At 60.1% G+C, this 25,203-nt stretch carries 28 protein-coding genes and 3 tRNA genes; 18 read left to right on the top strand and 13 right to left on the bottom strand.

Annotation, left to right across the window (positions count from 1 at the left end; all coding sequences use genetic code 11):
- The first annotated feature begins 143 nt into the window (after positions 1 to 143).
- From NKH49_RS15750 to NKH49_RS15740, 3 genes are all read left to right on the top strand, one after another.
- The gene (locus NKH49_RS15750) at positions 144 to 1,031 is read left to right on the top strand and encodes a DMT family transporter (RefSeq protein ID WP_352541351.1); all 888 of its coding nucleotides are present in this window, start codon (positions 144 to 146) and stop codon (positions 1,029 to 1,031) included.
- Positions 1,032 to 1,064: 33 nt separating this feature from the next.
- Positions 1,065 to 1,514: a GFA family protein gene (locus NKH49_RS15745; RefSeq protein WP_352541352.1), complete on the top strand. Its 450-nt coding sequence runs from the start codon at positions 1,065 to 1,067 to the stop codon at positions 1,512 to 1,514.
- A gap of 105 nt (positions 1,515 to 1,619) precedes the next feature.
- The gene (locus NKH49_RS15740; protein ID WP_352541353.1) at positions 1,620 to 2,279 is read left to right on the top strand and encodes a peptidoglycan recognition protein family protein; all 660 of its coding nucleotides are present in this window, start codon (positions 1,620 to 1,622) and stop codon (positions 2,277 to 2,279) included.
- 45 nt (positions 2,280 to 2,324) lie between these two features.
- On the opposite strand, the gene NKH49_RS15735 is transcribed toward NKH49_RS15740, so the two are convergent.
- Positions 2,325 to 2,582: a GlsB/YeaQ/YmgE family stress response membrane protein gene (locus NKH49_RS15735; protein WP_023717513.1), complete on the bottom strand. Its 258-nt coding sequence runs from the start codon at positions 2,580 to 2,582 to the stop codon at positions 2,325 to 2,327.
- 159 nt (positions 2,583 to 2,741) lie between these two features.
- Between NKH49_RS15735 and NKH49_RS15730 the strand changes: the two genes are divergently transcribed.
- Complete coding sequence (locus NKH49_RS15730; RefSeq protein ID WP_023680430.1) at positions 2,742 to 3,209, top strand: YidB family protein; 468 nt, start codon at positions 2,742 to 2,744, stop codon at positions 3,207 to 3,209.
- A 166-nt stretch (positions 3,210 to 3,375) separates the two neighbouring features.
- Here the strand turns inward: NKH49_RS15730 and NKH49_RS15725 are convergent.
- Both NKH49_RS15725 and NKH49_RS15720 read right to left on the bottom strand, forming a co-directional pair.
- Positions 3,376 to 3,449: transfer RNA gene (locus tag NKH49_RS15725), tRNA-Gly, on the bottom strand.
- A 67-nt stretch (positions 3,450 to 3,516) separates the two neighbouring features.
- Positions 3,517 to 3,601 (bottom strand) — tRNA-Tyr (locus tag NKH49_RS15720).
- A 202-nt stretch (positions 3,602 to 3,803) separates the two neighbouring features.
- Here NKH49_RS15720 and rlmB point away from each other — a divergent pair.
- Entirely contained in the window at positions 3,804 to 4,661 is an 858-nt protein-coding gene (gene rlmB, locus NKH49_RS15715) for a 23S rRNA (guanosine(2251)-2'-O)-methyltransferase RlmB (RefSeq protein WP_352541354.1), read from the top strand.
- Positions 4,662 to 4,671: 10 nt separating this feature from the next.
- Positions 4,672 to 4,983 carry a hypothetical protein gene (locus NKH49_RS15710; RefSeq protein WP_352541355.1) on the top strand — a complete coding sequence of 104 codons (312 nt, stop codon included), beginning with the start codon at positions 4,672 to 4,674 and terminating at the stop codon, positions 4,981 to 4,983.
- A gap of 12 nt (positions 4,984 to 4,995) precedes the next feature.
- Here NKH49_RS15710 and NKH49_RS15705 read toward each other — a convergent pair whose 3' ends face one another.
- From NKH49_RS15705 to gcl, 3 genes are all read right to left on the bottom strand, one after another.
- The gene (locus NKH49_RS15705) at positions 4,996 to 5,880 is read right to left on the bottom strand and encodes a 2-hydroxy-3-oxopropionate reductase (protein ID WP_352926569.1); all 885 of its coding nucleotides are present in this window, start codon (positions 5,878 to 5,880) and stop codon (positions 4,996 to 4,998) included.
- Positions 5,881 to 6,041: 161 nt separating this feature from the next.
- Positions 6,042 to 6,839: a hydroxypyruvate isomerase gene (hyi, locus tag NKH49_RS15700; RefSeq protein WP_352541357.1), complete on the bottom strand. Its 798-nt coding sequence runs from the start codon at positions 6,837 to 6,839 to the stop codon at positions 6,042 to 6,044.
- Between the two features lie 23 nt (positions 6,840 to 6,862).
- Entirely contained in the window at positions 6,863 to 8,644 is a 1,782-nt protein-coding gene (gene gcl / locus NKH49_RS15695) for a glyoxylate carboligase (protein WP_352926566.1), read from the bottom strand.
- Between the two features lie 203 nt (positions 8,645 to 8,847).
- On the opposite strand from gcl, the gene bhcR reads away from it, so the two are divergent.
- A complete protein-coding gene (bhcR, locus tag NKH49_RS15690) occupies positions 8,848 to 9,705 on the top strand; it encodes an HTH-type transcriptional regulator BhcR (RefSeq protein ID WP_352926563.1) in 858 nt (285 codons plus the stop codon).
- Positions 9,706 to 9,745: 40 nt separating this feature from the next.
- Here bhcR and NKH49_RS15685 read toward each other — a convergent pair whose 3' ends face one another.
- The 3 genes from NKH49_RS15685 to NKH49_RS15675 form a co-directional block, all read right to left on the bottom strand.
- The gene (locus NKH49_RS15685; protein ID WP_352685048.1) at positions 9,746 to 10,102 is read right to left on the bottom strand and encodes a hypothetical protein; all 357 of its coding nucleotides are present in this window, start codon (positions 10,100 to 10,102) and stop codon (positions 9,746 to 9,748) included.
- A gap of 423 nt (positions 10,103 to 10,525) precedes the next feature.
- On the bottom strand, positions 10,526 to 10,825 hold the full coding sequence (locus tag NKH49_RS15680) for a BA14K family protein (RefSeq protein WP_352766692.1): 300 nt from the start codon (positions 10,823 to 10,825) through the stop codon (positions 10,526 to 10,528).
- Between the two features lie 176 nt (positions 10,826 to 11,001).
- Positions 11,002 to 11,169 (bottom strand): hypothetical protein, encoded by a 168-nt coding sequence (locus NKH49_RS15675; RefSeq protein WP_292661863.1) that lies wholly within the window; start codon positions 11,167 to 11,169, stop codon positions 11,002 to 11,004.
- Between the two features lie 158 nt (positions 11,170 to 11,327).
- Between NKH49_RS15675 and NKH49_RS15670 the strand changes: the two genes are divergently transcribed.
- From NKH49_RS15670 to NKH49_RS15650, 5 genes are all read left to right on the top strand, one after another.
- A tRNA-Thr gene (locus NKH49_RS15670) sits at positions 11,328 to 11,403 on the top strand.
- Between the two features lie 153 nt (positions 11,404 to 11,556).
- Positions 11,557 to 11,796, top strand: a complete 240-nt coding sequence (locus tag NKH49_RS15665; RefSeq protein WP_156937488.1) for a hypothetical protein — start codon at positions 11,557 to 11,559, stop codon at positions 11,794 to 11,796.
- A gap of 275 nt (positions 11,797 to 12,071) precedes the next feature.
- Positions 12,072 to 12,269, top strand: a complete 198-nt coding sequence (locus NKH49_RS15660) for a hypothetical protein (protein WP_084641813.1) — start codon at positions 12,072 to 12,074, stop codon at positions 12,267 to 12,269.
- Positions 12,270 to 12,404: 135 nt separating this feature from the next.
- The gene (locus NKH49_RS15655) at positions 12,405 to 13,043 is read left to right on the top strand and encodes a cupin domain-containing protein (protein ID WP_352819665.1); all 639 of its coding nucleotides are present in this window, start codon (positions 12,405 to 12,407) and stop codon (positions 13,041 to 13,043) included.
- A gap of 49 nt (positions 13,044 to 13,092) precedes the next feature.
- On the top strand, positions 13,093 to 13,293 hold the full coding sequence (locus NKH49_RS15650) for a DUF2905 domain-containing protein (protein WP_023679908.1): 201 nt from the start codon (positions 13,093 to 13,095) through the stop codon (positions 13,291 to 13,293).
- A 55-nt stretch (positions 13,294 to 13,348) separates the two neighbouring features.
- Here the strand turns inward: NKH49_RS15650 and NKH49_RS15645 are convergent, their stop codons facing one another.
- The 4 genes from NKH49_RS15645 to NKH49_RS15630 all read right to left on the bottom strand — a co-directional run bounded on the left by NKH49_RS15645 (position 13,349) and on the right by NKH49_RS15630 (position 19,276).
- Positions 13,349 to 13,510 carry a hypothetical protein gene (locus NKH49_RS15645; RefSeq protein ID WP_352819663.1) on the bottom strand — a complete coding sequence of 54 codons (162 nt, stop codon included), beginning with the start codon at positions 13,508 to 13,510 and terminating at the stop codon, positions 13,349 to 13,351.
- Positions 13,510 to 13,764 carry a hypothetical protein gene (locus NKH49_RS15640; RefSeq protein WP_352926558.1) on the bottom strand — a complete coding sequence of 85 codons (255 nt, stop codon included), beginning with the start codon at positions 13,762 to 13,764 and terminating at the stop codon, positions 13,510 to 13,512. The genes NKH49_RS15645 and NKH49_RS15640 overlap by 1 nt, the downstream gene beginning before the upstream one ends.
- A gap of 69 nt (positions 13,765 to 13,833) precedes the next feature.
- Positions 13,834 to 18,426, bottom strand: a complete 4,593-nt coding sequence (locus tag NKH49_RS15635; protein WP_352819398.1) for an AAA family ATPase — start codon at positions 18,424 to 18,426, stop codon at positions 13,834 to 13,836.
- A 235-nt stretch (positions 18,427 to 18,661) separates the two neighbouring features.
- Positions 18,662 to 19,276: a TetR/AcrR family transcriptional regulator gene (locus tag NKH49_RS15630; protein ID WP_352819396.1), complete on the bottom strand. Its 615-nt coding sequence runs from the start codon at positions 19,274 to 19,276 to the stop codon at positions 18,662 to 18,664.
- 90 nt (positions 19,277 to 19,366) lie between these two features.
- On the opposite strand from NKH49_RS15630, the gene NKH49_RS15625 reads away from it, so the two are divergent.
- The 6 genes from NKH49_RS15625 (at position 19,367) to NKH49_RS15600 (ending at position 25,174) form a co-directional block, all read left to right on the top strand.
- Positions 19,367 to 20,473: a polyamine ABC transporter substrate-binding protein gene (locus NKH49_RS15625; protein WP_352819756.1), complete on the top strand. Its 1,107-nt coding sequence runs from the start codon at positions 19,367 to 19,369 to the stop codon at positions 20,471 to 20,473.
- 13 nt (positions 20,474 to 20,486) lie between these two features.
- The gene (locus NKH49_RS15620) at positions 20,487 to 21,329 is read left to right on the top strand and encodes an ABC transporter permease (protein WP_352926554.1); all 843 of its coding nucleotides are present in this window, start codon (positions 20,487 to 20,489) and stop codon (positions 21,327 to 21,329) included.
- Between the two features lie 2 nt (positions 21,330 to 21,331).
- A complete protein-coding gene (locus NKH49_RS15615) occupies positions 21,332 to 22,114 on the top strand; it encodes an ABC transporter permease (protein ID WP_352501653.1) in 783 nt (260 codons plus the stop codon).
- Positions 22,111 to 23,181: an ABC transporter ATP-binding protein gene (locus NKH49_RS15610; protein ID WP_352614188.1), complete on the top strand. Its 1,071-nt coding sequence runs from the start codon at positions 22,111 to 22,113 to the stop codon at positions 23,179 to 23,181. The genes NKH49_RS15615 and NKH49_RS15610 overlap by 4 nt, the downstream gene beginning before the upstream one ends.
- Positions 23,178 to 23,939 (top strand): MBL fold metallo-hydrolase, encoded by a 762-nt coding sequence (locus NKH49_RS15605; protein WP_352926551.1) that lies wholly within the window; start codon positions 23,178 to 23,180, stop codon positions 23,937 to 23,939. Before NKH49_RS15610 ends, NKH49_RS15605 begins: the two co-directional genes overlap by 4 nt.
- Before the next feature lie 461 nt (positions 23,940 to 24,400).
- Complete coding sequence (locus NKH49_RS15600; protein ID WP_023679915.1) at positions 24,401 to 25,174, top strand: NAD kinase; 774 nt, start codon at positions 24,401 to 24,403, stop codon at positions 25,172 to 25,174.
- Positions 25,175 to 25,203: the final 29 nt, after the last annotated feature.

Here is a 25,203-nt window from a genome sequence, read left to right as displayed (position 1 = left end):
GATCCGGTTTCGGAGAATGTGGCGCGGATATAGGAACGAACAAGGGCAAATGGAATGGTTACGGCGGCGGCTGACGGCTTTGACGGATTTACAGCCGGATCTGGCCCATTGCCGCCCTGGCGCCGGTCTGATTTCGTGGGCCGATGCATTTCATCCCGACTGCCATACGAGGCCCGCTGTTCATGGTCGTTTCGACCGGGTCCTACATCGTCAACGACACGATGATGAAGCTCGCAACCGCGGGACTGCCGCCCTATGAGGTGCTGTTCCTGCGCGGCGCTGCGGCAACATTGTGGGGCTTTCCGCTGCTGTTCATGCTGGGCTATGGCAAGCAGATCCGGCTGATCGTCGACGCCAAGGTTTTGCGCAGGAACATGCTCGAACTGGGTGCGATCCTTTGCTACGTGGTGGCGCTCGCCAACATGCAGATCGCCGATTCGACCGCGCTCGGGCAGATCACGCCCTTGCTGATGCTGGTCGGCTCCTCGATGCTGTTTGGCGAACGGATCGGTGGGCTGCGCCTGGCGCTGATCGGGCTCGGCTTTATCGGCGCCGTGATGGTGGCACAACCGACGATGCAGGGGATTTCGGTCTATGCCCTGCTGGCGCTAGGCAATGCCGCCCTGTCCGCGGCGCGCGATCTGGCCGGACGCAAGGTCGCCGCCGACGTGCCGGGAATGGTCGTAGCTATTTCCGCGGTGATTGTGGTGCTCGCGGGCGCCGGCGTTGCGCATCTGGTTTCCGAGCAGTGGGTGGTGCCTGAAATCCGTCACCTGCTGCTGATGGGCGGCGCCGGACTGTTCCTGATCTTCGGCCACTTCTTCATCTTCATGGCCTATCGCGTCGGGCCGACCAGCGTGGTAGCGCCGTTCTACTATTGCTTTACCGTCTGGGCGGTGATTTCAGGCCTGGTGGTTTTCCGGCAGCTCCCGAATGCGCTGGCCATCTGCGGAATCCTGCTGGTGGTGGCCAGCGGGTTGACCATCGTCTCGCTCGACGAGCGCAAGCGCCGGTTGACCGTCGTCGCTTGAAACTGAAATCAGCCTGCACAATAGGAGGAGCGCGTGGCAAGCCCGGATGACAACCAGAATTCACGCAACCGCAGGCTTATCGGAAAGTGCCTGTGCGGCGCCGTTCAGTACGCGGTGGCGGACGCGTTCGTCTATGCCGCGAACTGCCACTGCTCGAACTGCCGGCGCACCACCGGCTCGGCCTTCAAGCCATTCGCCGGCATCGAGCGCGACAGGCTGAGCCTGGCGAGGGGCGAGGACAATCTCATGATCTTCGGCGACGACACCGGCCATGACGCGCACTGCAAGACTTGCGGCTCGTTGCTCTATTCGGTGGTCCGCGACGGTGCCTTCGTGCATGTCGCCATGGGAACCCTCGTCGACGAGCCGACCATCCGCCCGACGCAGCACATCTTCGTCGGCTCGAAGGCGAAGTGGTTCACGATCACCGACGATCTGCCGCAATACAGAGAACACGCGGTCGCCGGAGATGCCGGCGAATAGCTGACCGTTAGAAAACGCTCAACCAAATTATCGTTTCGTTTTCGCGTGGGCCGCCAAGGAAACTATACTGTGCTCCGTCACTGAACTTATGTCGCGGGGATTTCTGTGGCATTGCCGCCCGACTGGTTGCCCAATGTTGCGATGAGGCGCGTCATTTGCCACTGGACCGCCGGCTCGCATTCGGCCGGCGATACCGACAGGGATGCGTATCACATACTGGTCGAGGGGAATGGCCGTCTGGTCAGGGGCCGGTCTTCGATCGCGCTCAATTCAGGCCGGGTAAAACCGGGATATGCCGCGCACACGCTCAACTGCAACGGCGGCTCGATCGGGGTTTCGCTCTGCTGCATGGCCGGGGCGGAGGAAAGGCCGTTCGATGCCGGCCGCTATCCGATGACCAGGGCGCAGTGGGGCGCGATGGCCGCCGTCGTCGCCGAACTCTGCAAATACTACCGCATCAAGGTCACGCCCAAAACGGTGCTGTCGCATGCCGAAGTCGAGAGCAATCTCGGCATCGAGCAGCGCGGAAAATGGGATTTCACCCGGCTGCCCTTCGATCCGACGATCAGCGGCGCAAGCGCCTGTGGCGAGCGGCTGCGCCGCGACGTGACGGCGGCAATGGGCGCGATGCCAAATCTGCCGGTGAGGATTGGGCGCGATGCGGTATGGCAGCGATTGCTCGAGGAATTATGGCCGATCATGGTGAGAGGGCTGGAAGCCGGCCTCAACACGCTGATCCGCGAAATCCTCAAAAGGATCAGATAGGCGGTCGGCATTCACCCGAATGCCGACGCAACTGCCGGACGGCTTCTACAGTGCCCTCTTGCCGCTGAACTGATGATAGGCCCACAGGACAACCACGGCACCGACCACGGCGACGATCAGGCTATAGATGTTGAGCCCGGTAACGCCCGACGCGCCAAAGGCGCTGAAGATGAGCCCGCCGACGATGGCGCCGACAATCCCGAGCACGATGTCGAGCACCAGGCCTTGCCCGCTTTTATTGACGATCTTGCTGCCTATGAAGCCGGCGATGACGCCGAGAATAATCCAGCTTAATATTGACATTTTTCCTCTCCGTTCCCCGCACCCGATTACTTCCACATTATTAAGCAAAGCTCAAGCCAACTTGAAAATCATGATTACGGAAAGCTCAAACCGGCTTGAAATTCGCCATGGATGCGTCATTGTTGGAGACGGACGGGCAATTTGACATGGAGATCCACAATGGGACTGTTTGACAATGCCGTTCCCGGCGGCAACGTCGCCAAGCCGCTGATGATCGCGCTCGGCGCACTTTTGGTGGGAAAAATGCTGAGCGGTGGAAGTTCCGCCCAGCCGGAGGCGGCGCAGAGCCCTGCCCCCGTCCCGCCTGATACAACCGCATCCGCCGATGGCGGACTGCTCGGCGGTCTGGGCGGACTGCTCGACAAACTGAAGGACGCCGGCCACGGCAACGTTGCCAATTCGTGGGTCGGCACCGGTCAGAACCAGCCGATCAACCCCAGCGATCTGGGCAGTGCCCTCGGCCCGCAGATCATTCAGGAGATCGCGCAAAGGACGGGTCTGAACCAACAGGACCTGCTCAAGCAACTGTCGGCGGCCTTGCCAGGGCTTGTCGACCAGCTGACGCCGAACGGGCAAGTGCCGCAGCAGAACCAACTCGCGTCCATATTCAGCAAATTCGCGAGCTGACGCCTGTCGCCCCACACCGCCTGCGGTTCGGGACAACGATAACACAGATTAAGATGCGCGTCCGTCTGGACGCGCAACGAATACTTTGAACTATCGGCAAAGCGCTTCGCTTGGCGGTGCCTGCTTCGGAATCGTGCGCGAGGTGCGCCGCGGCTTGGGGGAAATCTGGAGCGGGTAGCGGGAATCGAACCCGCATATTCAGCTTGGAAGGCTGCTGCTCTACCACTGAGCTATACCCGCGCCTTTCAGTCAAGCATCGGATCCGCTCCGACGCTCGCTCTGCGTTTCAGGGCTTCCGGGCCGGCAGTGGTGGAGAGGGTTGGATTTGAACCAACGTAGGCATAGCCAACGGATTTACAGTCCGTCCCCTTTAACCACTCGGGCACCTCTCCAGTCTGCCGCCGGAGCCATGCAACGAGGCATCGACGCGTCGCGGCTGCCAAAGCAGCCCTTCCGCGAAGCGCCTTATGGCGGCAGCGCCCAAAACTGTCAACCGCAACCGTCCGGCAAAAAGCGCTGAATCTCACGCCTCGCCCGACAAGCAGCTTATGCAGCTGTATCCATGGCCGGACGACACGGCTATAGAAGCCGGCCATGAGCAACGACAACAAATCCAAGACCCCTAAAGACACTCACTACGCCAAGCTGCGCCGCGCGCATCGCGACGAGAAGAGCGGCGGCGCGCCTGCATTCAGGCCGCGCCAGCCGGTGCCGCCCGGCGAGAACCCGGCGGATGGGCTGGTGCGGCTCTATGGGCTGCACACGGTGCGGGCCGCACTCGACAATCCGCGCCGCAAAATCAAGAAGATGCTGGTGACGCGCAACGCTGCCGAGCGGCTGGCAATCGCCGACCTTGGCGCTTTGCCCTTCAAGGCGGAGTTGGTCGAACCCAGGGACATCGACAAGGTCACCGGCTCGGATGCCGTGCACCAGGGCGTGGTGATCGAGGCCGAGCCGCTGAAACCGAAGCGGCTCGATGCGCTCGGCGACACCAGGCTGGTGCTGGTGCTCGACCAGATCACCGATCCGCACAATGTCGGTGCGATCCTGCGCTCGGCCGTGGCTTTCGGCGCCGGTGCACTGATCACCACGGCGCGCCACAGCCCGCAGGAATCCGGCGTGCTGGCGAAATCGGCCTCCGGCGCGCTCGAGCATATTGATCAGATCGAGGTGAAGAACCTCGCCGATGCGCTGGAGCAGCTGCGCGAGGCCGGATTCCAGACGATAGGGCTGGATTCCGACGGGCCGGCGGAGCTCGAAACGAGCTTTGCCGGAGAAAAGATCGCGTTGGTACTTGGCGCCGAGGGCAAAGGCCTGCGCCAGAAAACGCGCGAAACGGTGACGACGCTCGCCCGCCTCGACATGCCGGGCGCCATCCGCTCGCTCAACGTGTCGAATGCCGCGGCGGTGGCGCTTTATGCGGCGAGGCGGTGGTTCGCGCGCGGCAAATAGGGCGCAATGCATGTCATTGGATTTTGCCGTTCTCAATCCAGATGGACATATCGATCGATGCGTATCGGTAGGTTCCTCTGCGCATCATGAAATCGTGTCAATCGCAAACCAAAACGCGTTTGAACTCATACTGAAATTCGAAGATTTCTATGAGGACGTCACTCTTCCGATCGAATCCCTACCTTCCTTGACCAAGCAAGTTGAGGCACTTGTGCGAACTGAAGGAATGTCGGAGGAATCCAAAGATTTTCTGAAACGTTTTGCCGATCTCATACGCTATGCGGTCGAACGAAGTCGGCCCATCGAAGGTATTGCGGACTAATTCACTTCACTCTCACCCAACCTCGTGACCAGCCATGCGCTCCAGTGCCCTGACCAGTGCCGAATGGTCTTCCTTTGCTCCACCGTTCGCCGCGCAAGAGTTGAACAATTGCTGCGTCATCGAGGTGTTGGGTAGTGCTACCCCAAGCGCCTTCGCGCCTTCCAGCGCCAGATTGAGATCCTTCTGGTGGAGTTCGACGCGAAAGCCCGGCGCGAAGCTGCGCTTGATCATGCGCTCGCCATGTACTTCCAGAATGCGCGAGGCGGCCAGCCCGCCCATCAGCGCCTGCCGGACCTTGGCCGGGTCGGCGCCGGCTTTCGATGCAAAAACCAGCGCTTCGGCGACGGCCTCGATGGTCAGCGCGACGACGATCTGATTGGCGACCTTGGTGATCTGGCCGACGCCGTTGGGTCCGACCAAAGTGATGTTCTTGCCAAGCTTCTCGAAGATGGGCCTGGCGCGTTCGAAGGCTGTTTCCTCGCCGCCGACCATGATGGTCAGCGACGCCGCCTTGGCGCCGACCTCGCCGCCCGACACCGGCGCATCGAGATAGTCGCAGCCGAGATCGTTGATCTTTTTTGCGAAGGCCCTGGTCTCGATCGGCGAGATCGAGCTCATGTCGATGACCAGCTTGCCTTTAGTGAGGCCGGACGCGACGCCATTCTCAGCGAACAGCACGTCGGCGACCTGCGGCGTATCCGGAACCATGGTGATGACGATGTCGGCGGCACGCGCGACGGCATCATGGCCGGTGACGACCTTCAGGCCGTTGGCGACGAGGTCGGCCGGCGGTTTCGAGCGGTGGTCGCTGGCGACGACCTGATAACCGGCGTCTAGCAGATGCCCCGCCATCGGCGCGCCCATGATGCCGAGGCCGATGAAGCCGATGGTTTCCATGTTTTTCTCCAAGTGACTGTGTGAAACGCCCCCTCATCCGGCCCTTCGGGCCACCTTCTCCCCGAGGGGAGAAGAGATCGCGAACGCCGGTGCCAGCCTCTTCTCCCCAGCGGGGAGAAGGTGGCCGCGCAGCGGCCGGATGAGGGGGCCTCTCTTGCCCGCTACGCCGCCGCACTCCCCTGCCCGGCCGCGTCCCGAAACCAGCCAAGCCCGGCATCCGTCCCCGCCTTCGGCTTGTACTCCGCCCCCACCCAGCCGGAATAGCCGATGCGGTCGATGTGGTTGTACAGGAAGGGAAAATTGATCTCGCCCGTCCCCGGCTCATGACGGCCGGGATTATCCGCAAGCTGGATATGCGCGATGCGGTTGAGGTTTGCCTCAATGGTACGGGCGAGATCCCCCTCCATGATCTGCATGTGGTAGATGTCGTATTGCAGGAACAGGTTCTTCGAGCCGACGCGGTCGATCAGGGCCAGAGCCTGGTCCGAGTAATTCAGGAAGAAGCCCGGAATGTCGCGGGTGTTGATCGGCTCGATCAGCAGCCTGATGCCGGCCTGCTCCAGCTTTTCGGCCGCGAAAGCCAGATTTTCGGCGAAGACGTCTTCCAGCACGGAGCGGTCGACGCCTTGCGGCGCGATGCCGGCGAGGCAGTTGACCTGCTCGCAGCCCAATGCGTGCGCATAGGTGACGACCTTGGCAATGCCTTGCCGGAACTCCGGCACGCGGTCGGGCAGGATCGCGATGCCGCGCTCGCCCTTGGCCCAGTCGCCGGCAGGCAGGTTGAACAGGACCTGCGTCAGCCCGTTCTTCTTCAACCTGGCTGCGACGACATCCGGCGCATGGTCATAGGGGCCGATATACTCGACGCCCTTGAAGCCCGCGCGGGCGGCGGCATCGAAGCGGTCGAGGAAGTCATGCTCGTCAAAGAGCATCGAAAGATTGGCTGAAAACCGTGGCATGGCAGTAGTTCCTCATATGCGGCTTAGTCGAGCATGACGATCGCCGTGGGGGCATCTTCGTGATGTTCGGCTAGCTCCTCGAATTCGGTGATCTTGTCGATTTCAGTACCCATCGAAACGTTGGTGACGCGCTCGAGGATGAATTCGAGCACCACCGGAACCCGGTGCTCGTTCATCAGGCGCTGCGCCTCCTTGAACGCGCCGGCGAATTCCTCCGGCCGGCGCACCCGGACCGCCTTGCAGCCCATCGCCTCGGCGACGGCGAGGTGGTCGACGCCATAGCCAGCTTCGGCATCGCCCTGTCGATTGACGTTCTCGAAGGCCAGGCTGACCTCGAAATCCATCGAAAAGCCGCGCTGCGCCTGGCGGATCAGGCCGAGATAGGCGTTGTTCACGACGACATGGATGTAGGGTAATCTGTGCTGCGCACCGGCTGCCAGTTCCTCGATCATGAACTGGAAATCATAGTCGCCGGACAGCGCCACGATAGTGCGGTCCGGATCGGCGGCCCGAACGCCGAGTGCTGCCGGCAGCGTCCAGCCGAGCGGGCCGGCCTGGCCGCAATTGATCCAGTTGCGTGGCTTGTAGACATGCAGGAACTGCGCACCGGCGATCTGGGACAGGCCGATCGTGGTGACATAGGTGGTGTCGCGGCCGAACGCCTTGTTCATCTCCTCGTAGACGCGCTGCGGCTTCAGCGGCACCTGGTCGAAATGCGTCTTGCGCTTCATTGTCTTCTTGCGCTGCCGGCATTCGCCGACCCAGCCCGACCAGTCGCGCAATTTTCCGGCCGTCCTCCACTCGGTGGCGACGTCGAGCAGCATCTTAAGCGCCGCACCAGCATCTGAGACGACGCCAAGGTCCGGTGCGAAGACCCGGCCGATCTGCGTCGGCTCGATATCGACGTGAATGAATTTCTTGCCCTTGGTGTAGACGTCGACCGAACCGGTGTGGCGGTTGGCCCAGCGGTTGCCGATGCCGAAGACAAAGTCGGCTTCGAGCATCGTCGCGTTGCCATAGCGGTGCGAGGTCTGCAGCCCGCACATGCCGGCCATCAGGCGGTGGTCGTCGGGGATCGCGCCCCAGCCCATCAGCGTCGGAATGACAGGCACGCCGGCGACCTCGGCGAACTCGATCAGCAGATCGGACGCGTCGGCGTTGATGATGCCGCCGCCGGCGACGATGACAGGCTTTTCCGCCGCGTTCAGCATCGTCAACGCCTTCTCGGCCTGGGCGCGCGACATTGCCGGCTTGAACGGCACCAGCGGCTCGTAGGCATCGATGTCGAACTCGATCTCGGTCAGTTGCACATCGACAGGCAAATCGATCAGCACCGGCCCCGGCCGCGACGAGCGCATCAGATGGAACGCTTTCTGCAGCGCCATCGGCACCAGATAGGGTTCCATGACGGTGACCGCCCATTTGGCGACGGGTGCGGCGATCGCCGCAATGTCGACGGCCTGAAAATCCTCCTTGTTGAGACGCGCGCGCGGCGCCTGCCCGGTGATGCAGAGGATGGGAATTGAATCGGCAGCGGCCGAATAGAGGCCGGTGATCATGTCGGTGCCGGCCGGACCCGAAGTGCCGACGCACAGACCGATATTGCCCGATCTGGCGCGGGTAAACCCTTCGGCCATATGCGAAGCCGCCTCGACGTGCCGCGCAAGGATGTGGCGGATACTGCCCCTCGCCTTCAGCGCCGAGTAGAGCGGGTTGATCGCAGCACCCGGCACGCCGAAGGCACAGGAGATGCCTTCCTTTTCGAGAACGAGAACCGCTGCGTCGACTGCGCGCATCCTGGCCATGTCAGCCTCCACGGAATTGTTGATAGCCGATGATGCCAGCGCCCTAATGATTTTTCAATTTTTTCAGAATATTTTTCCATTTCTAGAAAACAACTCTTGTTGGTTGAATTGATTGGCCTTTTTGTTTTCCACGAATTCGCTTCGCAAATCGGTGAAAAACTTTTTCATTGCCTTGCTGGGCGAACAGAGCGAAGAATGGCCCGATGGAAACCACCGAAAAACGCCAGCGCGGCCGGCCGCGCGCCTTCAACGGACCGTCCGAGGCCGCTTCGGTGCAGTCGCTGGACCGGGCACTGCGCATCCTGGCAATCGTTGCCGATGGCAGCGGCCTGTCGCTGAGCGAGATCGCCGCCAGTTCCGGTCTGCCGGCATCCACCGCCTACCGCATGCTGACGACGCTGGAGAACCACGGCATGGTCGAGTTCGACGGTACCGACCAGCTGTGGTCGATCGGCGTCGAGACCTATCGCATGGGCGCGGCGTTCCTGCGCCGCCGCAAGCTGGTCGACCGCGCCCGTATCGTCATGCAGGAATTGATGGAGAAGACCGGCGAGACCGCCAATCTCGGCGTCGCCGAGGACGATTGCGTCGTCTTTGTCAGCCAGGTCGAGACGCATCAGGCGATCCGCGCCTTTTTCCGGCCGGGCACGCGCAGCTCCTTCCATGCCTCGGGCATCGGCAAGGCAGTGCTGGCGCATCTCGAGCCGGAACGCGTCGCCACCATCCTGCGCCGGGCCGGGCTGGAGCGCTTCACCGAAAACACGCTGTCCGATATCCCGGCGCTCGCCCGCGACCTGGTGACGATCAAGCTGCGCGGCTGGTCGGTAGACGACGAGGAGCGGCATCCGGGCATGCGCTGCGTTGCCGCCGCCATCTTCAATGAGTTCGGCGAGCCGATCGGCGGCGTTTCGGTTTCCGGGCCGACGGTGCGGGTAACGCCGGAACGGCTGGCCGAGATCGGCCCGCTTGTGCACGATGCGGCGGCGAAGGTGACAAGGATGATCGGCGGGCTGCCGACCCCTCCCGGTCTTCGCAGCGAACCGAGCGCATGGCTGCGCTGACCAGCGTCGAATGGTGCGACATCTGCCAGGATGGCCAAAGCTAGGCCCCGGGCACCGCGCTCTTGGTCGATAGGTCGTAGAAATCAAGCAGCATCGCCAGCCCAACTCCGCAGGCGGTGAAGATTAGGCCGGCAATGAAGATACGATTGGCGCGTTCATAAACGCGCCGTTGTAGAGACGTTAAGTCGAGCAGCAACCGCAGCGCTCGTATCTGCAGGGCAATGCCGATCAAAATCGGCGCGACGGCGGCCAGGTGATAGATTTCCCATGGTATCGGGTTGGCGGCCCAATGCGTGATGAAGCCCAGCGAGAACGCCAGCAGGATGCCGACGGTGGTGATCGTGCCGTTGCGGAAAATTGTCTCGATCGGCTCTTCGTTCGGATCTTGCTCGCCCAAGCGCCCTCTCCCTGTTTCGCTATCGGTGCAGACTAGGCTGTTGGGAAATCGCTGTATACTGCCGGGTTCCTGGTGAAATCAGAGACAAATGATAGCTAAATTGCTTGGAGACTGAAGCTGGCGCTGCCCCTCATTGGCCTACCGGGCATTTCTCCCCGCATAGTGACGGGGAGAAAGAAGCTGACCGCGACCTTGGCGCCCTCTTGCAGCGCTGGAGACTGGCGAAATCATCGCCGAGAGCGTCCCTTCTCCCTGTCACTATACGGGGAGAAGATGCCGGCAGGCAGATGAGGGGCAGCGCCGACACTGATAGTCAGTCGATTTCGACAGGAAGCCTATCGCCGAACAACAGAAAAAGGGCCAGTGGGGCGCCCTTCCGGTTGCATGAAACGGTCACGTCCTCCCAAGCTGGCATCGTGGCCCTCAAAGCCAGCAGCGATGGCGATAGCCGTCGTAGCCGACATAGGTGTCCGAGTACGGGTCGTAGCTCTGGTAGCGATTGAGGCAGCGCCGGACGTGCCACGAGCCGCCGTCTTCCTCGATATAGACGGTGCGCGGCTGGGCCAGCGCGCTGCCGAGCAGGAAGCCGCCGACACCTGCGGCAATGCCGATGCCGAGGTGCTTGTGCTTGTGATGGGCGGCCGACGGCTGAACGGTGCCGACCAGCATGGCGGCGGCGACAGTGGTGGCGACGAGGCCGGAAATGATGGTGCGCTTGAACATGACGATCTCCTTGTTGTGGGAGGCGATCCAACCGCCTCTTGACCATCAGTCGTCGCGACAAGGAAAAAGGTTCGAAGGTCCTTTTGGATTTTTTCTCGGCGGGCGAAATCGCGCGGTCTGATGCGCGACCACGAATGGTCGCGCCGTCGACAGTTCACCGGAACAACCGGCAGGCCTCACCCCATCCCGGTGATGTGGCGAAGCCAGAAGGCGAGCGCGATGAAGCCTATGATGGTGGTGACGCCGGTCCAGTCGATATTGGCGCGCTTCAGATCCTTGACGAGCTTCACCAGGAGAACCCAGGCCACGACGACGAGCGGGAGAATGATGACAAACCTGATCATGCGACAGCCTCGCTGATGCGATTGCACCTTCCATCAATATAGGAAGCGAATTGGCCGTTTTCAGGACGCCCCGGCGGCAGAACCGGCGCGTTCGCCGGGAACCGAAAAACGGAGTTTTGTCTTTACTGGCGCATCAAATATGGTAACCGAAGCGCCGTGCCCTTGTAGCTCAGCTGGTAGAGCAGCGGTTTTGTAAACCGAAGGTCGGCGGTTCGATCCCGTCCGGGGGCACCAGTACGGGCTTCTTGAGACCTCCGGGGCGCTTGATATCTGCTCATCCCCGATATCCACAGGCCGGGGCCGTCAGGATCGGTAGCACATCAGCTTCAACGCATATATTCCCTGGCGGAAACCATAGTTCCCTAGCGGAAAACCTAGGAGTCTTCGTTGGAGCAGAAACGCACGACCGCCCCCTTCATCAACGGCATATTTGGCGGATTTATCGTCTTCGCCTTCGCGTTCGGTTTCCGTTTCCTGCTAAGTCCCGATCCCGATCCAACATCAAGAGCAACGACAAGCCTTTCAGTACTGGCCTTTGCCATTTGTTTCGGCGCAGCCTTCCTCCGCGAGCACCGGCGCCAGATTGCCGCCGCCAGAGAATATATAAGCCGCCCAAGATCGTATTAGGGGCGTACGTGTCGGGACCGTCCTCGTCGGGTCACCAGAAACTTCCGTGAAATTGCTGGCAAAATCTGTCGCCAGACAACGAGTTAGCATCTCATATCTAGAGACGCTGAGCCCGGGCGTGACTTCGCCGTTGCAGAGCCGTCATTTCGGCCCTCTCTCCCGGCCTCGGCCATCTCGTACCATTCGATTAAATTGCTCCTATGTATATTAGCACTCGCTCAATTAAGCGCGCCGACAATGTCGGTGCGGCGGGCCAAAAACCAAAGGGTGTTGTCATGCGAAGTGATTTCGCCGCGGCGCGCGAGCTTTTGGAGTGCGCACAAAACCGCCTCTGCGGCGCGGATGAAACGAGCCGACGCGTCAACGAGGCCCTCGACGCGCTGATTGAAGAAATAGCCATCGCGGAATTCCGCAAGGCGCCACTGACGGTCGTGCCGTTTCCGCGAGCGCGGCCGCCTAAGCATGTTCGGTAGAGCGCTGATCGCCCGCGTTGACGAAGAGCCGGAAACTGGTGTTTCCGCAATCGCCCGTTGGAGCGTCGTTGAACGACCAAGCCGTTGACGATAGAGTTGCCGGGCAGTGGTGCTCTGAAACTCCGGAACCGATCCATGTCACGCTGTGGAGATGTCTACGAGAACAAGGTGACCGGCGAATATGCGGTCATCCTGCGTGGCACCGAAGACCGCGGCCAGGGACCTGGCATCGCTCATCTGACCGCCCGGCCGGGAGCCGCAGTGGTGGGCGAGCACTTCCACCCGAACCTGACGGAACGGTTTACCGTCCTCCGTGGCCGTCTCGACGCTTGCATCGCCGGGAAGACTTTGTCCCTGGAGCCTGGCCAATCCGCCACGGTCGAAGCAGGCGTCGCACATGATTGGTGGAACAGCAGCAAAACCGAAGAAGCGCATGTCCTGGTCGAAGTCGACCGGGCGCCAGGTGCGGACAATGTCGACCCGAACCGTTTCGAGCTGCTGATCGGCATGCTCTTCGGCTTGGCCAATGCCGGCAAGGTAGACAGAAAAGGTAGACCTTCGCCGCTTCAGGCAGCAGTCATCGCCAGGGAATTTGCCGACGTGATCGTCTTCACGCACCCGCCACCTGCGATTCAGCGAGTGGCGCTGGGGATCCTGGCGCCACTCGGCCATCTGCTTGGCTATCACGCGATCGACCCCGTCTACTGCAAGCCGCACGGGCATGTCATGCCGGCTCCTGAAATCCTCGCTCGAGCAGGCCTAACGGCTGGGTGATCCGGGTCCATACTAGGCGTTCGGCATTTTTTGTCGGCAGGATGCTGCCATGTCGCGAACTCTGATCGTGGTTGGTCTCAGCATAGTTGCCATAGGCCTGCTGTGGCCTTGGTTGGCTCGGACCGGCCTTGGCAGGCTGCCCGGCGATATCGTGATCGAGCGTGAGAACTTCAGGCTTTATGTCCCTATCACCACGGGGATACTGGTCAGCATCGTGCTCTCGGCCATTCTATGGCTGATCAACCGGTAGGCGATGCTCCGGCTGCGGCGATTTGTGTTGCAGGCCCAACTCGCCCTTGATCTTCTTACACTCCGATCGCCGCCACCAATATCCTGTTTTGCCGGCGTATTGCAGCGCGCAGCTCGGCAATCCTCGCCTCCTCGCGCTTCACGAATTCGATGAACATCATGTTCATGTTGTTGAAGATGAGTTCGCCGAGCGCCGGCCCGTCGATGTCGCGGCGCATCAGGCCGAGCGCCTGTAGCCTGGCGATCGGATCTGCTCGGTCAGGGCGCGGTCTAGCGCGGTATAGGCCTGGCCGAACGGGCTGTCGGGCAGTTGCGTCGAGATCGCCATCGCCTGCCGCCACATCTCCTTGCTGAGATAATGCAGCGAATGCTCGATATAGATGCCGAGCAGCGTATCGAGAGCGTCGCCGACATTGGCCGGCGGGTTGACGACGACGCCGCGCCCGGCATTGAGCACCTCGTTGACCTCCATCGAGACGATGGCGCCGAGGATGTCGCCCTTGTTCTGGACGTATCGGAATGAAGCTACGGCAACATTGCTTTACCATCGATCGTGAGCGGAAACGATGCTCTCAGCGCCGTGGATTTCACGGGACAGCATCAGGTCGATCATATCAAGGATCTTCGTCCTTGCCTCCGGACTTTTCTCTGACGAGACATACTCTCGTTTCAACATATCCTGCAGACGATGAACGTCGGTGCCCCGTCTTCCATTTTGATTACCATTTTTCGAGAGATCGATTATTGTTTGCCCTGCTGCTTCCACAACTAGGTCGAGGACATCACAGGTCGCGCCTTCGAGCATGTGAAGCACCGCAAAACCGCTGTCCGCGTATGCCGGAGATCGTAAAAACTCGCGGGTTAGATCACGGTATCGCGCGACTTCATCAGGGTTAATGCGCCGGAACGCGTCAGCCGCTTGGCTGCGGACTTCTTTGTCTTCGTCAGAAAAGAAACGCCTCAACAAAATATCGGCGCGATTAGCATGTTCCGCCCATGTCAGCACGTCTCCAGCGACGTCTGCCATCAACCTTCTATGGTCAACGCTCTTCGCACTCAGGTCGTCCGCATCTTGCGAGAATTCTGGGTGCCGGAAGCTTTCACCGAAAACGAACCAGGCCGCTATGAGTTCTTTGGTCCGATCCCCGCTTCCCAGAAGGTGCGAAATGAGCTCTCTGCCCAACTCAGGTAACCAACTCAGTACATAGGGGAACAGGCTGACACCCGTATGGGTAACAAGGGGCGCAAGGCGATTTATATGGGTCTCAATAGGTGAACCAGAAGCTATTCCCACGAGCTTTCTTAGTGTCGATTCAAATCGATTTTTGTCTGCATTGAACAAAGGCGTCAGCGGTTTCATCATGCAGCAGCGTACGCCAATGAGCATTTCTTGCTCAACGGCGATGTCCAAAGCATGCCAAACTGCGGACTCAAGTTTCGGCACGTGCCAGAGAACGACTCCCAACGCCTCCCAAGTCCAACCGCGCACGCCGTTGAGGCCTCGGATATGAAGTCCGCCGCCCCGTTGAATCAAATGATCGATGGTCAGCGTTTCACGCGCGACGCTAGTTGTGTCGGCATCTTCACTCTCGCTGGCTTCGCCATACATGGCATACCAGATCAAGGCATCTGCGATATCCGACGTTGCAGCTAAGTGCGGATGATTGATGAGGAGACGGGCGATTTCATTGCCGTATGGCCTTCCGTCGAGCTGATGTGCATGACGAATAGCGGTGATCAACCATTCGTCCAACGCGTTCTCCGCGTCGGCCAAACCTGACAATATGTGTCCGGCGTAGCTCTTATGGGCGGCTTCAGGAATTTGCAGCAGGAGCGCTGAAAATCGCTCGGGGTTTTTCTTGGCTGCTTCCTGGAGTTCGCCTGCCAACTGCCTCGCTCCTCCATCGACGAATCCCCGACCGCGCCGCCTGTCTTCATCATTGTCATAACGCTCAATGGCAGAAAGCCAGTGACGGTCGGACATGCGTTCGCAACTGTGTCGTTTGATCGGAGAGCCAACAAAATGTGCTTCGACTTGCGATGGTTCATCGACCTGCCAACCGCGAAATTTCCTCCTGAGTTGTGAGAGCTGTAGCCTGCTGGTCTGGCTTAGGCGGTCCTCTCCAATTGTTTCCAGAATGCACCACCGTTTGTGGCCAGAGCGGTTCAATGCATGAAGTGCGCTCCCTCTTGTCCAAAACGGGCCGGTCTCTCCTGCCTCTTTGATGCGACGCAGTAACCGCGACGCGTGTTCGATTTCTTCATTTTGCTGGGAGATACGATCTTCAATTAGACACCTTTGATCAGCGACAAGGTGAGGAAAAACTTCACGGCAGGCTGTAGCCAGCGACATCCAATCGGCCCCCTGCCAGCCTGATTCAAAGGCAAGCTTGTTGGCCACGAGGTTAGGCAGTCGCTCGGCCAGAGCGGTCGGATTTGCTTGGATGGTTTCCAAGTGGATATGCATGAAGCACTCATGCTTATCCGGATCCAACCGAGCTAGGAATTCGGCCGCGTCGGATGGATCCTTCTCCGCCACTTTCTTTAAGGCCGCGACGTAGACCCCCAGAAAATGGTCAAAGCCAAAGCGATTGCCTGAATAGCTTCTATAGTTAAATGAATACCAGCTTGAGCCGCCTCGCCCTTCAGCTATAACCAAATCAACAGCGCGTGCCAAAGCGCCAGTGAAACCTATTGCAAGGGCTTTCGGAGCTTTCTTTAGTAGCTCCTCCAATGAATACCCTTCGATGACTTTCTCCTGATCGCGATCAAATGGATTTTGACCAGGATGTTGGGCATACCAGGCATCGAAAATGGCCTCAATTAGCTGCCCGCATTTCTCCGGTGATTTTTCTCCCCAAACGTGAAGTAGCATCGTGATACGATCACGCCCGCGGTCTTTGAAAAGCTCCAGTGGGTGTGATGCGACAACATCGCAACAAAGCTGAAGGAGATCATCGTCGGATTGCTTCCGATGGACAAATCCGAACCAGCTTACCAATTGCTCCGCTTTTGCAGCATCGCCGGCCCACCACCTGCGAAGCAGTTCACTAATTTCCCGCGGCCTCTCGCCTGCTATGCTGGACAACCACCAAAGAAGAGTATCCGTGCGCTTTTCCGATCGGCATTCCAGTTCTGTATAAATCCATTGCTTCGCGCTGAGGAAATCAAACCAAACGTGGCTCGATAGAACCGCGCGGCGAAACAGCTGGTTGTATTTATCCGGTAAGGTGTCGAGATCTTGAACGATTTCAAACTCACGGTCGGTCGGAGTTTCGATGGTCGTTAGCCACTGGCAAATGGCGAATTTGATGTGAAAACGGATCTTTTCACCGAACAGCAGCGATGACAATTCATCCGCATAACGCGAGAAATCATTCTGCCGAAGCGCCTCGAGAATTTGCCGGACTTGAGTCCGGCGGAAGAGATGCTGTTCAGTCTCGCGGAGCATGTCGGCCAAGCGCTGTTCGCGAAAGACAAAAGATCGTGCAAAGATATGATCGAAAAAACTCTCGTGAAAGAAATTCACTCGGCCACGCGACAGTACGATAAGCCCCTCGGAGGTCAGGACATCTATGGCCCTTGGGAATGGGTCGAGGACCGAGATTGGGGCATCAAGTTGCTGGCGCTTGCTCATCCATTCGCACATCGCTCCAAGAGCCTGTACGACCGTCCATGCGGGTCTAAGCGTTTTGGAGATGACCCGCTGTTTCTTTTCAATCAACTTTTCATGCAGAGCCGATCGAGATTGGAAAACGAGATGTTTCTCATCGATTTCCAAGAAAACCGCGAGATTGATGGGAAGCTCCAGGAGGCGACGCTGAGGTCCGCTCAATTGATCAACAGGGACATTCTTTGAGACTAAAATCGGCTCGACATCAGTGCCCCAACTGAAGAGCGGGACGTCAATTTGCTTCGCTCGCCGCACTTCCTTCAACTGCTTCAGCCGTGGATCACTTTCGAGGTCAAAGGTCCTGCAAATCACCACGACTTTGATACTCTGAAAATTGTGAGCATCGGCAATCAGCCGGAATATGACCTCTTTGACCTTTCCGTCTCGGCCAGAGACTTCGCTGATAGCGTCAACTTGATCTATAATCAGGACAGATCGAGTAGATGGAAACGCACCCTTCAAGGTGCTCGCGGGACCTTCTTCCCGGCCGAATAGGTGCCTTCCGAGTTCTTCCCTAGTGCTACAATGCAGGCATTGATCGACCCGAAATGCTAGGTGCGGAATCCCGAATGATACCAAGTCGGATATTGCGGAACGGACGATTCCGGATTTTCCGGAGCCCGCCACGCCTGTCAGCAATATTAGCTCTGCACCGTTGGGATCGAGAATTTCCTGGATCAACAGGTGACTCTCGCTTCGTTGGATCACTTCCCCACCAGCGCCAAAAGGCACATAGGTGCCAAGATATGCCTCCGTTTCTTCTTTGAGCCTTTCTCCGATTGTTGGATCAAGCGCCCAATCCTTGATTGTCAGAACGCCGTTTTCCCTTATTAATGATCGCAGTGATGCGCCTGTCAGCAGCTTGTTGAAATTTTTCTCGGCAATATCTCGCAGGTTTGCAAAAGCACTCGCTCCGCCATTCAAAAAATAAAGATCGCCGAACGACTGGATCGTCCACTCCAAGGTTGTTTCTGAAATTGTTACTACATGGCTCCTCTGAAGCCACTCATACGCCGTGTCAGGCGACGTCGTCGCCCACTTTGCCAAGAGCTGTTGAAAGGCGTCGTTTTGGTCTTGCGACAGGGCGTCGAGGAATTGGCGCGTGCCATTTGCTAACCGAGCCTTTTCCGTCAGCTTATGGAAGGTGCCAGCGTTATCTTGCGAAACGAAATGACAATGAGCGGTGGCATCTTTGGATAAGCGGTTCGCAAAAGCGCTCAAAATACCTTCACGACCGAGGGCGCCGATTGCCCAATTTCCCCCTGGAGACGATATCTTAGTCTGATGCCACTCAGTGAGACCATCCCTCCTTATGCCGAATTCGAAGCCGTGGAATTCGGTATCGATATTTTCGAATTGAAGCCATTCAGCCTTCCCGCTGAGCACGTCCATCAGGGAACGAACAAGCCATTTCGCTTCATAGCGATTTCCAAGTTTGTCCGCGATGCCTCCAGGTATCATGTACGACAGTCCGCAACGATGGTTGCTATCTTTAACAATAGAATCGGATCAATCGGGAACGGTAGGCGTACTGCTTGGGAAATGTCTATGACATGCAAGCCTGCGTGCGATCGAGATTGATCTTGGCTGAGGCCTAGCGTCGTTGATTTTAGCCGCTCCGTACGACCGGACCAGGCTTTAGCGTCCGATCGTCGGTCCGAGGCCGACAGTCACCGCAGGGCTCGCTTTTCACCCCTCACGTCGCAATCGCCGCCACCAATATCCTGTTCTGCCTGCGTATCGCCGTGCGCAGTTCGGCAATCCTCGCCTCCTCGCGCTTCACGAATTCGATGAACATCATGTTCATGTTGTTGAAGATGAGTTCGCCGAGTGCCGGCCCGTCGATGTCGCGACGCACCAGGCCGAGCGCCTGCAGGCGGACGATCAGCGCGCGGATCTGCTCGGTCAGGGCGCGGTCCAGCCCCGTATAGGCCTGGCCGAACGGGCTGTCGGGCAGTTGCGTCGAGATCGCCATCGCCTGCCGCCACATCTCCTTGCTGAGATAATGCAGCGAGTGCTCGATATAGATGCCGAGCAGCGTATCGAGAGCGTCGCCGACATTGGCCGGTGGGTTGGCGACGACGCCGCGCCCGGCATTCAGCACCTCGTTGACCTCCATCGAGACGATGGCGCCGAGGATGTCGCCCTTGTTCTGGTAGTAATTGTAGATGGTACCGACCGAGACTTCGGCCTGCGCCGCGATGGTCTCGATCTTGGCGCCTTCATAACCGGCATCGCGGAAAAGCGCCGCCGCCGCCTCGATGATGCGGCGGTGCCGATCCGCCTTCTGCCTTGCCCGCAATCCGCTCATAACGGCTGTTTGCCACAAAAACAGAATTGACTCAATTTTAGAATTGGTTCAATTTTTCCTACAAGCCAAAAAGGCAAGGGAGAACACTCGATGTCCGTCAATCCAAAGACCCCCAATCCAACCGTCAGGAATCCGCTTTCCGTTCTGAAGAGCCATCTCCAAGGCGCGTGTGCCGCGGCAGCACTGCTGCTGGCGGCGGGCAGCCTCGCTCAGGCGCAGGATCTCAACGCGCTGATCTGGTGCGATCACGCCGATCCGGCGCTGCTGCAGCCGTTCGAGGAAGCGAACGGCGTCAAGGTCAATGTCAAGGAGTTTGAAGGCACGGGCGCCGGCCTAGCGATCGTCGAACAATCGCAGCCCGGCGACTGGGACGTGATGGTGATCGACAGCATCGACGTACCGCGCGGCGTCGAAAAAGGCCTGTTCGAGCCGCTACCGGAAGACAAGCTGCCGCTGGCTGACCTGTTTCCGCAGGTGAAGATGGATAGCTCCACCGTCGTCGACGGCAAGCGTTACGGCATCACCGAAAAGTTCGGCTACAACACGATCGGCTACAACAAGACCAAGGTCGACCCGGCCGACATGCAGTCGCTTGCCGCGCTGACCGGCGACAAATACAAGGGCAAGATCGCCATCTACGATTATTACCTGCCGGTCATCGGCATGGCCGCACTGGCGATCGGCAAAAAGACCGCCGACCTGACCGAAGCCGACCTTCCCGCCATCAAGGAAGAGCTGCTCAAAATGAAGGCCAATGCCAAGCTGGTCGGCGAAGTGACCGCCAGCCAGACGGCGCTGGCGACCGGCGAGGTCGACATTCTGGTCGGCGGCGGCGAATGGGTGACGGCGGGGCTGGCCAAGGAAAACCCTGCCCTCGACTTCTCGATCCCGAAAGAAGGCGCCGTGCTGTGGTCGCAGTCGCTGGCAATGTTCAAGGATTCCAAGAACAAGGAGCTGGCGCTTAAATTCATCCAGTACATTATGAGCCCCGAAGGCCAGGCGCGGCTCGCCACCTCGTCCTGCTATTGGGGCATGCCGGCCAACAGCAAGGCGGCGTTGAGCGACGAGCAGAAGAAGATCCTGCGCTTCGACGAGCAGCCGGAATTCCTCGCCCGCGCCCAGTCCTATCCTGCGCCGAACGCCGACCTCGACAAGAAGATGCAGGACGTCTGGACCGAAATGCTGCAGGCGCAATGACCGGCTGCCGGTCGTGAACGCCGTCAACAGTGGGCGTGCCCTGCCCTGGGCGCTGGTCGCGCCGGCGCTCGGCTGGACGCTGGTGTTTTTTGTGCTGCCCTTCGTCGCCATGGCGGTATCCAGCCTGACGGCACATGAAGGCGGCGGCTTCACGCTGTCCAACTACAGCCAGTTCTTTGCCAATCCGTCCTACTGGCAGGCGATGGTGAACTCGCTGCAGGTCACAGCGATCGTCACCGTGATCTCGGTGCTGCTTGCCTATCCTTTTGCCTGGATCCTGGCCGAACAGGTGCCGGAGCGCTGGCAGCGGCTGGCGCTGATGCTGGCGGTGCTGCCGTTCTGGACCTCCTATGTCGTGCGCTCCTATTCGTGGCTGCTGGTGCTGGCGCAAAACGGCGTCGTCAACCGCGCACTGACAGGCTCTGGCCTGTCCAGCGAACCGCTGCAGCTCGCCAATACGCGGCTGGCCACCATCACCGGCTTCGTGCATTTCTTCGTCATGCTGTTGACGCTGACGATCTTCGCCAATCTGAAGCAGCTTAGCCCCAGTTATCGCAAGGCCGCCGCCGACCTCGGCGCCGGGCCGGTTCGGACTTTCCTGCATGTCGTTCTGCCGCTGACGCTCCCCGGTATCATGGTCGGCGCCTTCCTCACCTTCGTGCTGTGCATCGGCGACTACATCACGCCGCAGATCCTCGGCGGCAACAACGAGCTTTTGATGCCGCAGCTCGTCATGATGCAGATCGGCCGGCGCGGCGACTTTCCGCTCGCTTCGGCGTTGTCGATCATCCTGATGGCGGTGGTCACCATTACCTATCTCGCCTGCTCCCGCTGGCTGAAGATCGAGCGGGCCTGACCATGCGCGCGCTCATCCGCCTCGTCTCCGGCCTTTACGCCATCGCAATCTACGGCTTCATCTTTCTACCGGTCATCGTTCTGGTGCTGTTTTCGCTGCAGGCGACGTCGTTTCCGATCCCGCCCTTCACCGGACCGTCGCTGCGCTGGTACGAGGCCGTGCTCGCCGACACGCGGCTGACTTCGGCTCTGGTCAATTCGCTGCTGGTGGCGGTCGTCTCCTCGGCTGCCGCCGTCACGTTGGGCTTTCTCTCCGCCTGGGGTTTTGCGCGCTTCGCTTTGCCGGGCTCGGGCCTGATGCGCGGGCTGATCACCTTGCCACTGACCGTCAGCTATCTCATCATCGGCATGGGGCTGCTGGTGCTGTTCAACTGGGCCGGCGTGCCGAAGTCGCTCACTGCCGCCGGAATCGGCCACGTCGTGATCAACCTGCCGCTCTGCTTTGCCATCGTCTACAGCCAGATGGGCGACCACCAGATCAACATCGAGCGCGCCGCGCGCGACCTCGGCGCGCCCGAATGGAAGGTGCTGCTGCTGATCACCGTGCCTGTCATGGCACCGGCGATCTTCGCCGGTTTCTTTCTGTCGATGACCTTCTCCTGGGACGAATTCGTCATCTCGTTCCTGTTGACGCGCTTCGATACGACGCTGCCGGTCGAGATCTGGAACCTGCTGCGCTCCGGCCTCAATCCCAAGACCAACGCCGTCGGCTCGCTGGTCTTCGCCGTCTCCATCGTGCTGGTGGTATTGTTCGAGCTGATGCTGTTGCGGAGGAAGCCGGCATGAGTGCGCCACTGGTCGATATAAGCTCCGTCTCGCATCGCTTCGGCCAGCATACCGTGCTGAAGAACGTCTCGCTGACGATCGAGCCTGGCAGCTACACGATCCTGCTCGGGCCGTCCGGGTCCGGCAAGACGACGCTTCTGTCCATCCTCGGCGGCTTCGTCACGCCGAGCGAAGGCAAGGTGCTGATCCGCGGCGAGGACTGCACTGCCGTGCCACCGGCGAAGCGGCCGACGACGACCGTGTTCCAGGACTACGCGCTGTTTCCGCATATGAGCGTCGGCAGCAATGTCGGCTTCGGCCTGCGCATGCGGGGTGTCGATGCCGCAACCCGGGCAGCAAGGGCGCGCGAGGCGCTGGCGCTGGTTGGGCTGGCCACTGCCTTCGACAAGAAGCCGCACCAGCTTTCCGGCGGTCAGCGGCAGCGCGTGGCACTGGCGCGCGCCCTGGTGGTCGAGCCGGCGGTGCTGTTGCTCGACGAGCCGCTCGGCGCGCTCGACCTGAAATTGCGCCGGCAGATGCAGGACGAGTTGAAGGCGATCCAGAAACGCGTCGGCACCGCCTTCATCCACGTCACTCACGATCAGGAAGAGGCGATGGCGCTGGCCGATCATTGCGTGGTGATGAATGACGGGCGCATCGAGGACGAAGGACCGCCCGAGCGCGTCTATGCACGGCCAGCGACGCGCTTTTCCGCGACTTTCATGGGCGAAAGCACACTGTTATCGGGAACGGTGACCGAGGCGAAGAGCGGCAAAATCACCGTCACCACGAAGCTTGGGTCGCTCTCGCTGCCCGGCACATTGCCGCCCGGCTTGGCCGTTGCGCTGGCCATCCGCCCGGAGCATCTTGTTCTCGGCGCTGCAGGCGGTGCTGTGGCGCTTGGCATGGTCAAGGTCAGCGACGTCGTCTTCCAGGGCAGCTTCAAGCGTGTGCTGGGGACCTCCACGACCGACCCGGCGCTGCACTTCATCGCCAAGGTCGCGGCCGCATCGGCCGTCCAGCCGGGCGACGTTGTCGCGGTATCGTGCGATGCTGGCGACATCATCCTGCTTGCGGACCAAACATGAGCACGCTTCCAATCATCGACGCTCCTAACTGGTACGAAACTATCCGCATGGGCGATGGCGTGACGCTGATCCACGAGCCGTGGATCAAGCCGTTCTTCCGCTGCAACATCTGGCATGTGCGCGGCCGCGACCGCGATCTTCTGTTCGACACCGGCCTCGGCCATTTCAGCCTGCGCCGCCACGTGCCGCTGGTCACGCAGCGCAAGCTCACCTGCGTGGCCAGCCACACGCATTTCGATCATATCGGCTGCCATCACGAATTTCCCGACCGCTGCGTCCACCCGGCCGAGGCCGAAATTCTCGCCGACCCGCGCAACGAATGGACGGTTGCCGACCGCTATGCCACCGACGAGATGTTCGACGGCATGCCGCAAGGCTGGGACACGAAGCGCTACCGGATCCTGCCCGCACCAGCCGGCCGGTTGCTCGAGCAAGGCGACATCGTCGATCTCGGCGACCGTGCCTTCGAGGTCATCCACACGCCCGGCCATTCACCCGGCGGCATTGCGCTCTACGAAAACAGGACGGGCATCCTGTTTTCCGGCGACATCATCTATGACGGCCCGCTGATCGACGACGTCTATCACTCCGATATCGACGATTATGTCGAAACGCTGCTGCGCATGCGCGATCTCGATGTCTCGGTCGTGCACGGCGGCCATTTCCCGAGTTTCGGCAAAGTTCGCTATCGCCAGCTTGTCGACGAGTATCTCGCGCAAAAGCGCCAGGCCGGCTGCCATCTGTTGCAAGCCCGATAAGCACTGGCGCTGTGGCGTCAAAGCGCCCTTTGCGGACAGGGTGTCCCCGCCGCGTCGCCGCAGCGCGAGGCCGTGGGCTCGGGTCTAAAGCTCTTTTCCTCCGCCTGGCGCACCAGTTCCGCGAAAGCCAGGGCAAAACTTGCCAGCATCAGGAAGACAATAATCAAGCGTGCCAGCGGCAATAGATCGGCCTCGACTGGTTAGCCCCCACGCCGCCCGTCCGCTGCCGGCTAACATGATCGATATGGCTTTACGAGAGTTTAAGGCGAGTCTTAACCATCACATCATTTTGTCCTCCGACATGATGCGCGAGTGCGGCTTGTTTGGTCGCCATCTCCAGGCACCTCCCTCCCTTTGCAGAAATGCCCACCCATGCTAACCCGGCGCTGGCGCGGCCCAGCAACCGGTCGCCGCCAATCGGTCGCCAGACGGTCGTCGCCAATCGGTTGTCGTTGAGAGCCATGAGCAAAACCGCCAGCCGTTTCGCCTTCGTCTCATCCGGTACAGCCGACGCCAATGCAGCGCTGGAAAGCCTCTCTGCGCGTTACGGCCAGGCCTCCGTCGAAGAAGCCGGGATCGTCGTGGCGCTCGGCGGCGACGGCTTTCTGCTGCAGACCCTGCGTGAGACGATGAGCACGGGAAAGAAGGTCTACGGCATGAACCGTGGCACCATCGGTTTTCTGATGAACGAATACCGCGCCAGCGGCTTGACCGGGCGCATCGCGGCGGCCGTTGCCGAAACGATCCGTCCGCTGGAGATGCAGGCGGTGACGGCCGAAGGCGAGACGATTTCGGCGCTCGCGATCAACGAGGTCGCGCTTTGGCGCCAGTCGTACCAGACGGCCAAGATCCGCATCACCGTGGATGGGCAAGAGCGGCTAGAGGAATTGCACTGCGACGGCGTGATGATTGCGACGCCGGCCGGCTCGACCGCATATAATCTGTCGGCGCACGGGCCGATCCTGCCGCTCGACGCTCCGCTGCTGGCGCTGACCCCGGTCAGCCCGTTTCGTCCGCGCCGCTGGCGCGGCGCGCTGCTCTCCAACAAGGCGATCGTGCGTTTCGACATTCTGGAGCCGGAAAAGCGGCCGGTGAATGCCGCCGCCGACCACACCGAGGTCAAGGCGGTGACGACGGTCACGGTGAGGGAATCGCCGACGGCAACGGCGACGCTGCTGTTCGATCCCAACCATTCGTGGAACGAGCGCATTCTCGCCGAACAGTTCAGGTATTGAACAGACCGTGCAAATAAAAACCCGGCACG

This window comes from Mesorhizobium sp. M1088, from assembly GCF_040318575.1.
Classification (GTDB): Bacteria; Pseudomonadota; Alphaproteobacteria; order Rhizobiales; family Rhizobiaceae; genus Mesorhizobium.
The sequence above is the reverse complement of the archived record's forward strand: the minus strand, read 5'-3'. Positions and strand labels throughout refer to the sequence as shown.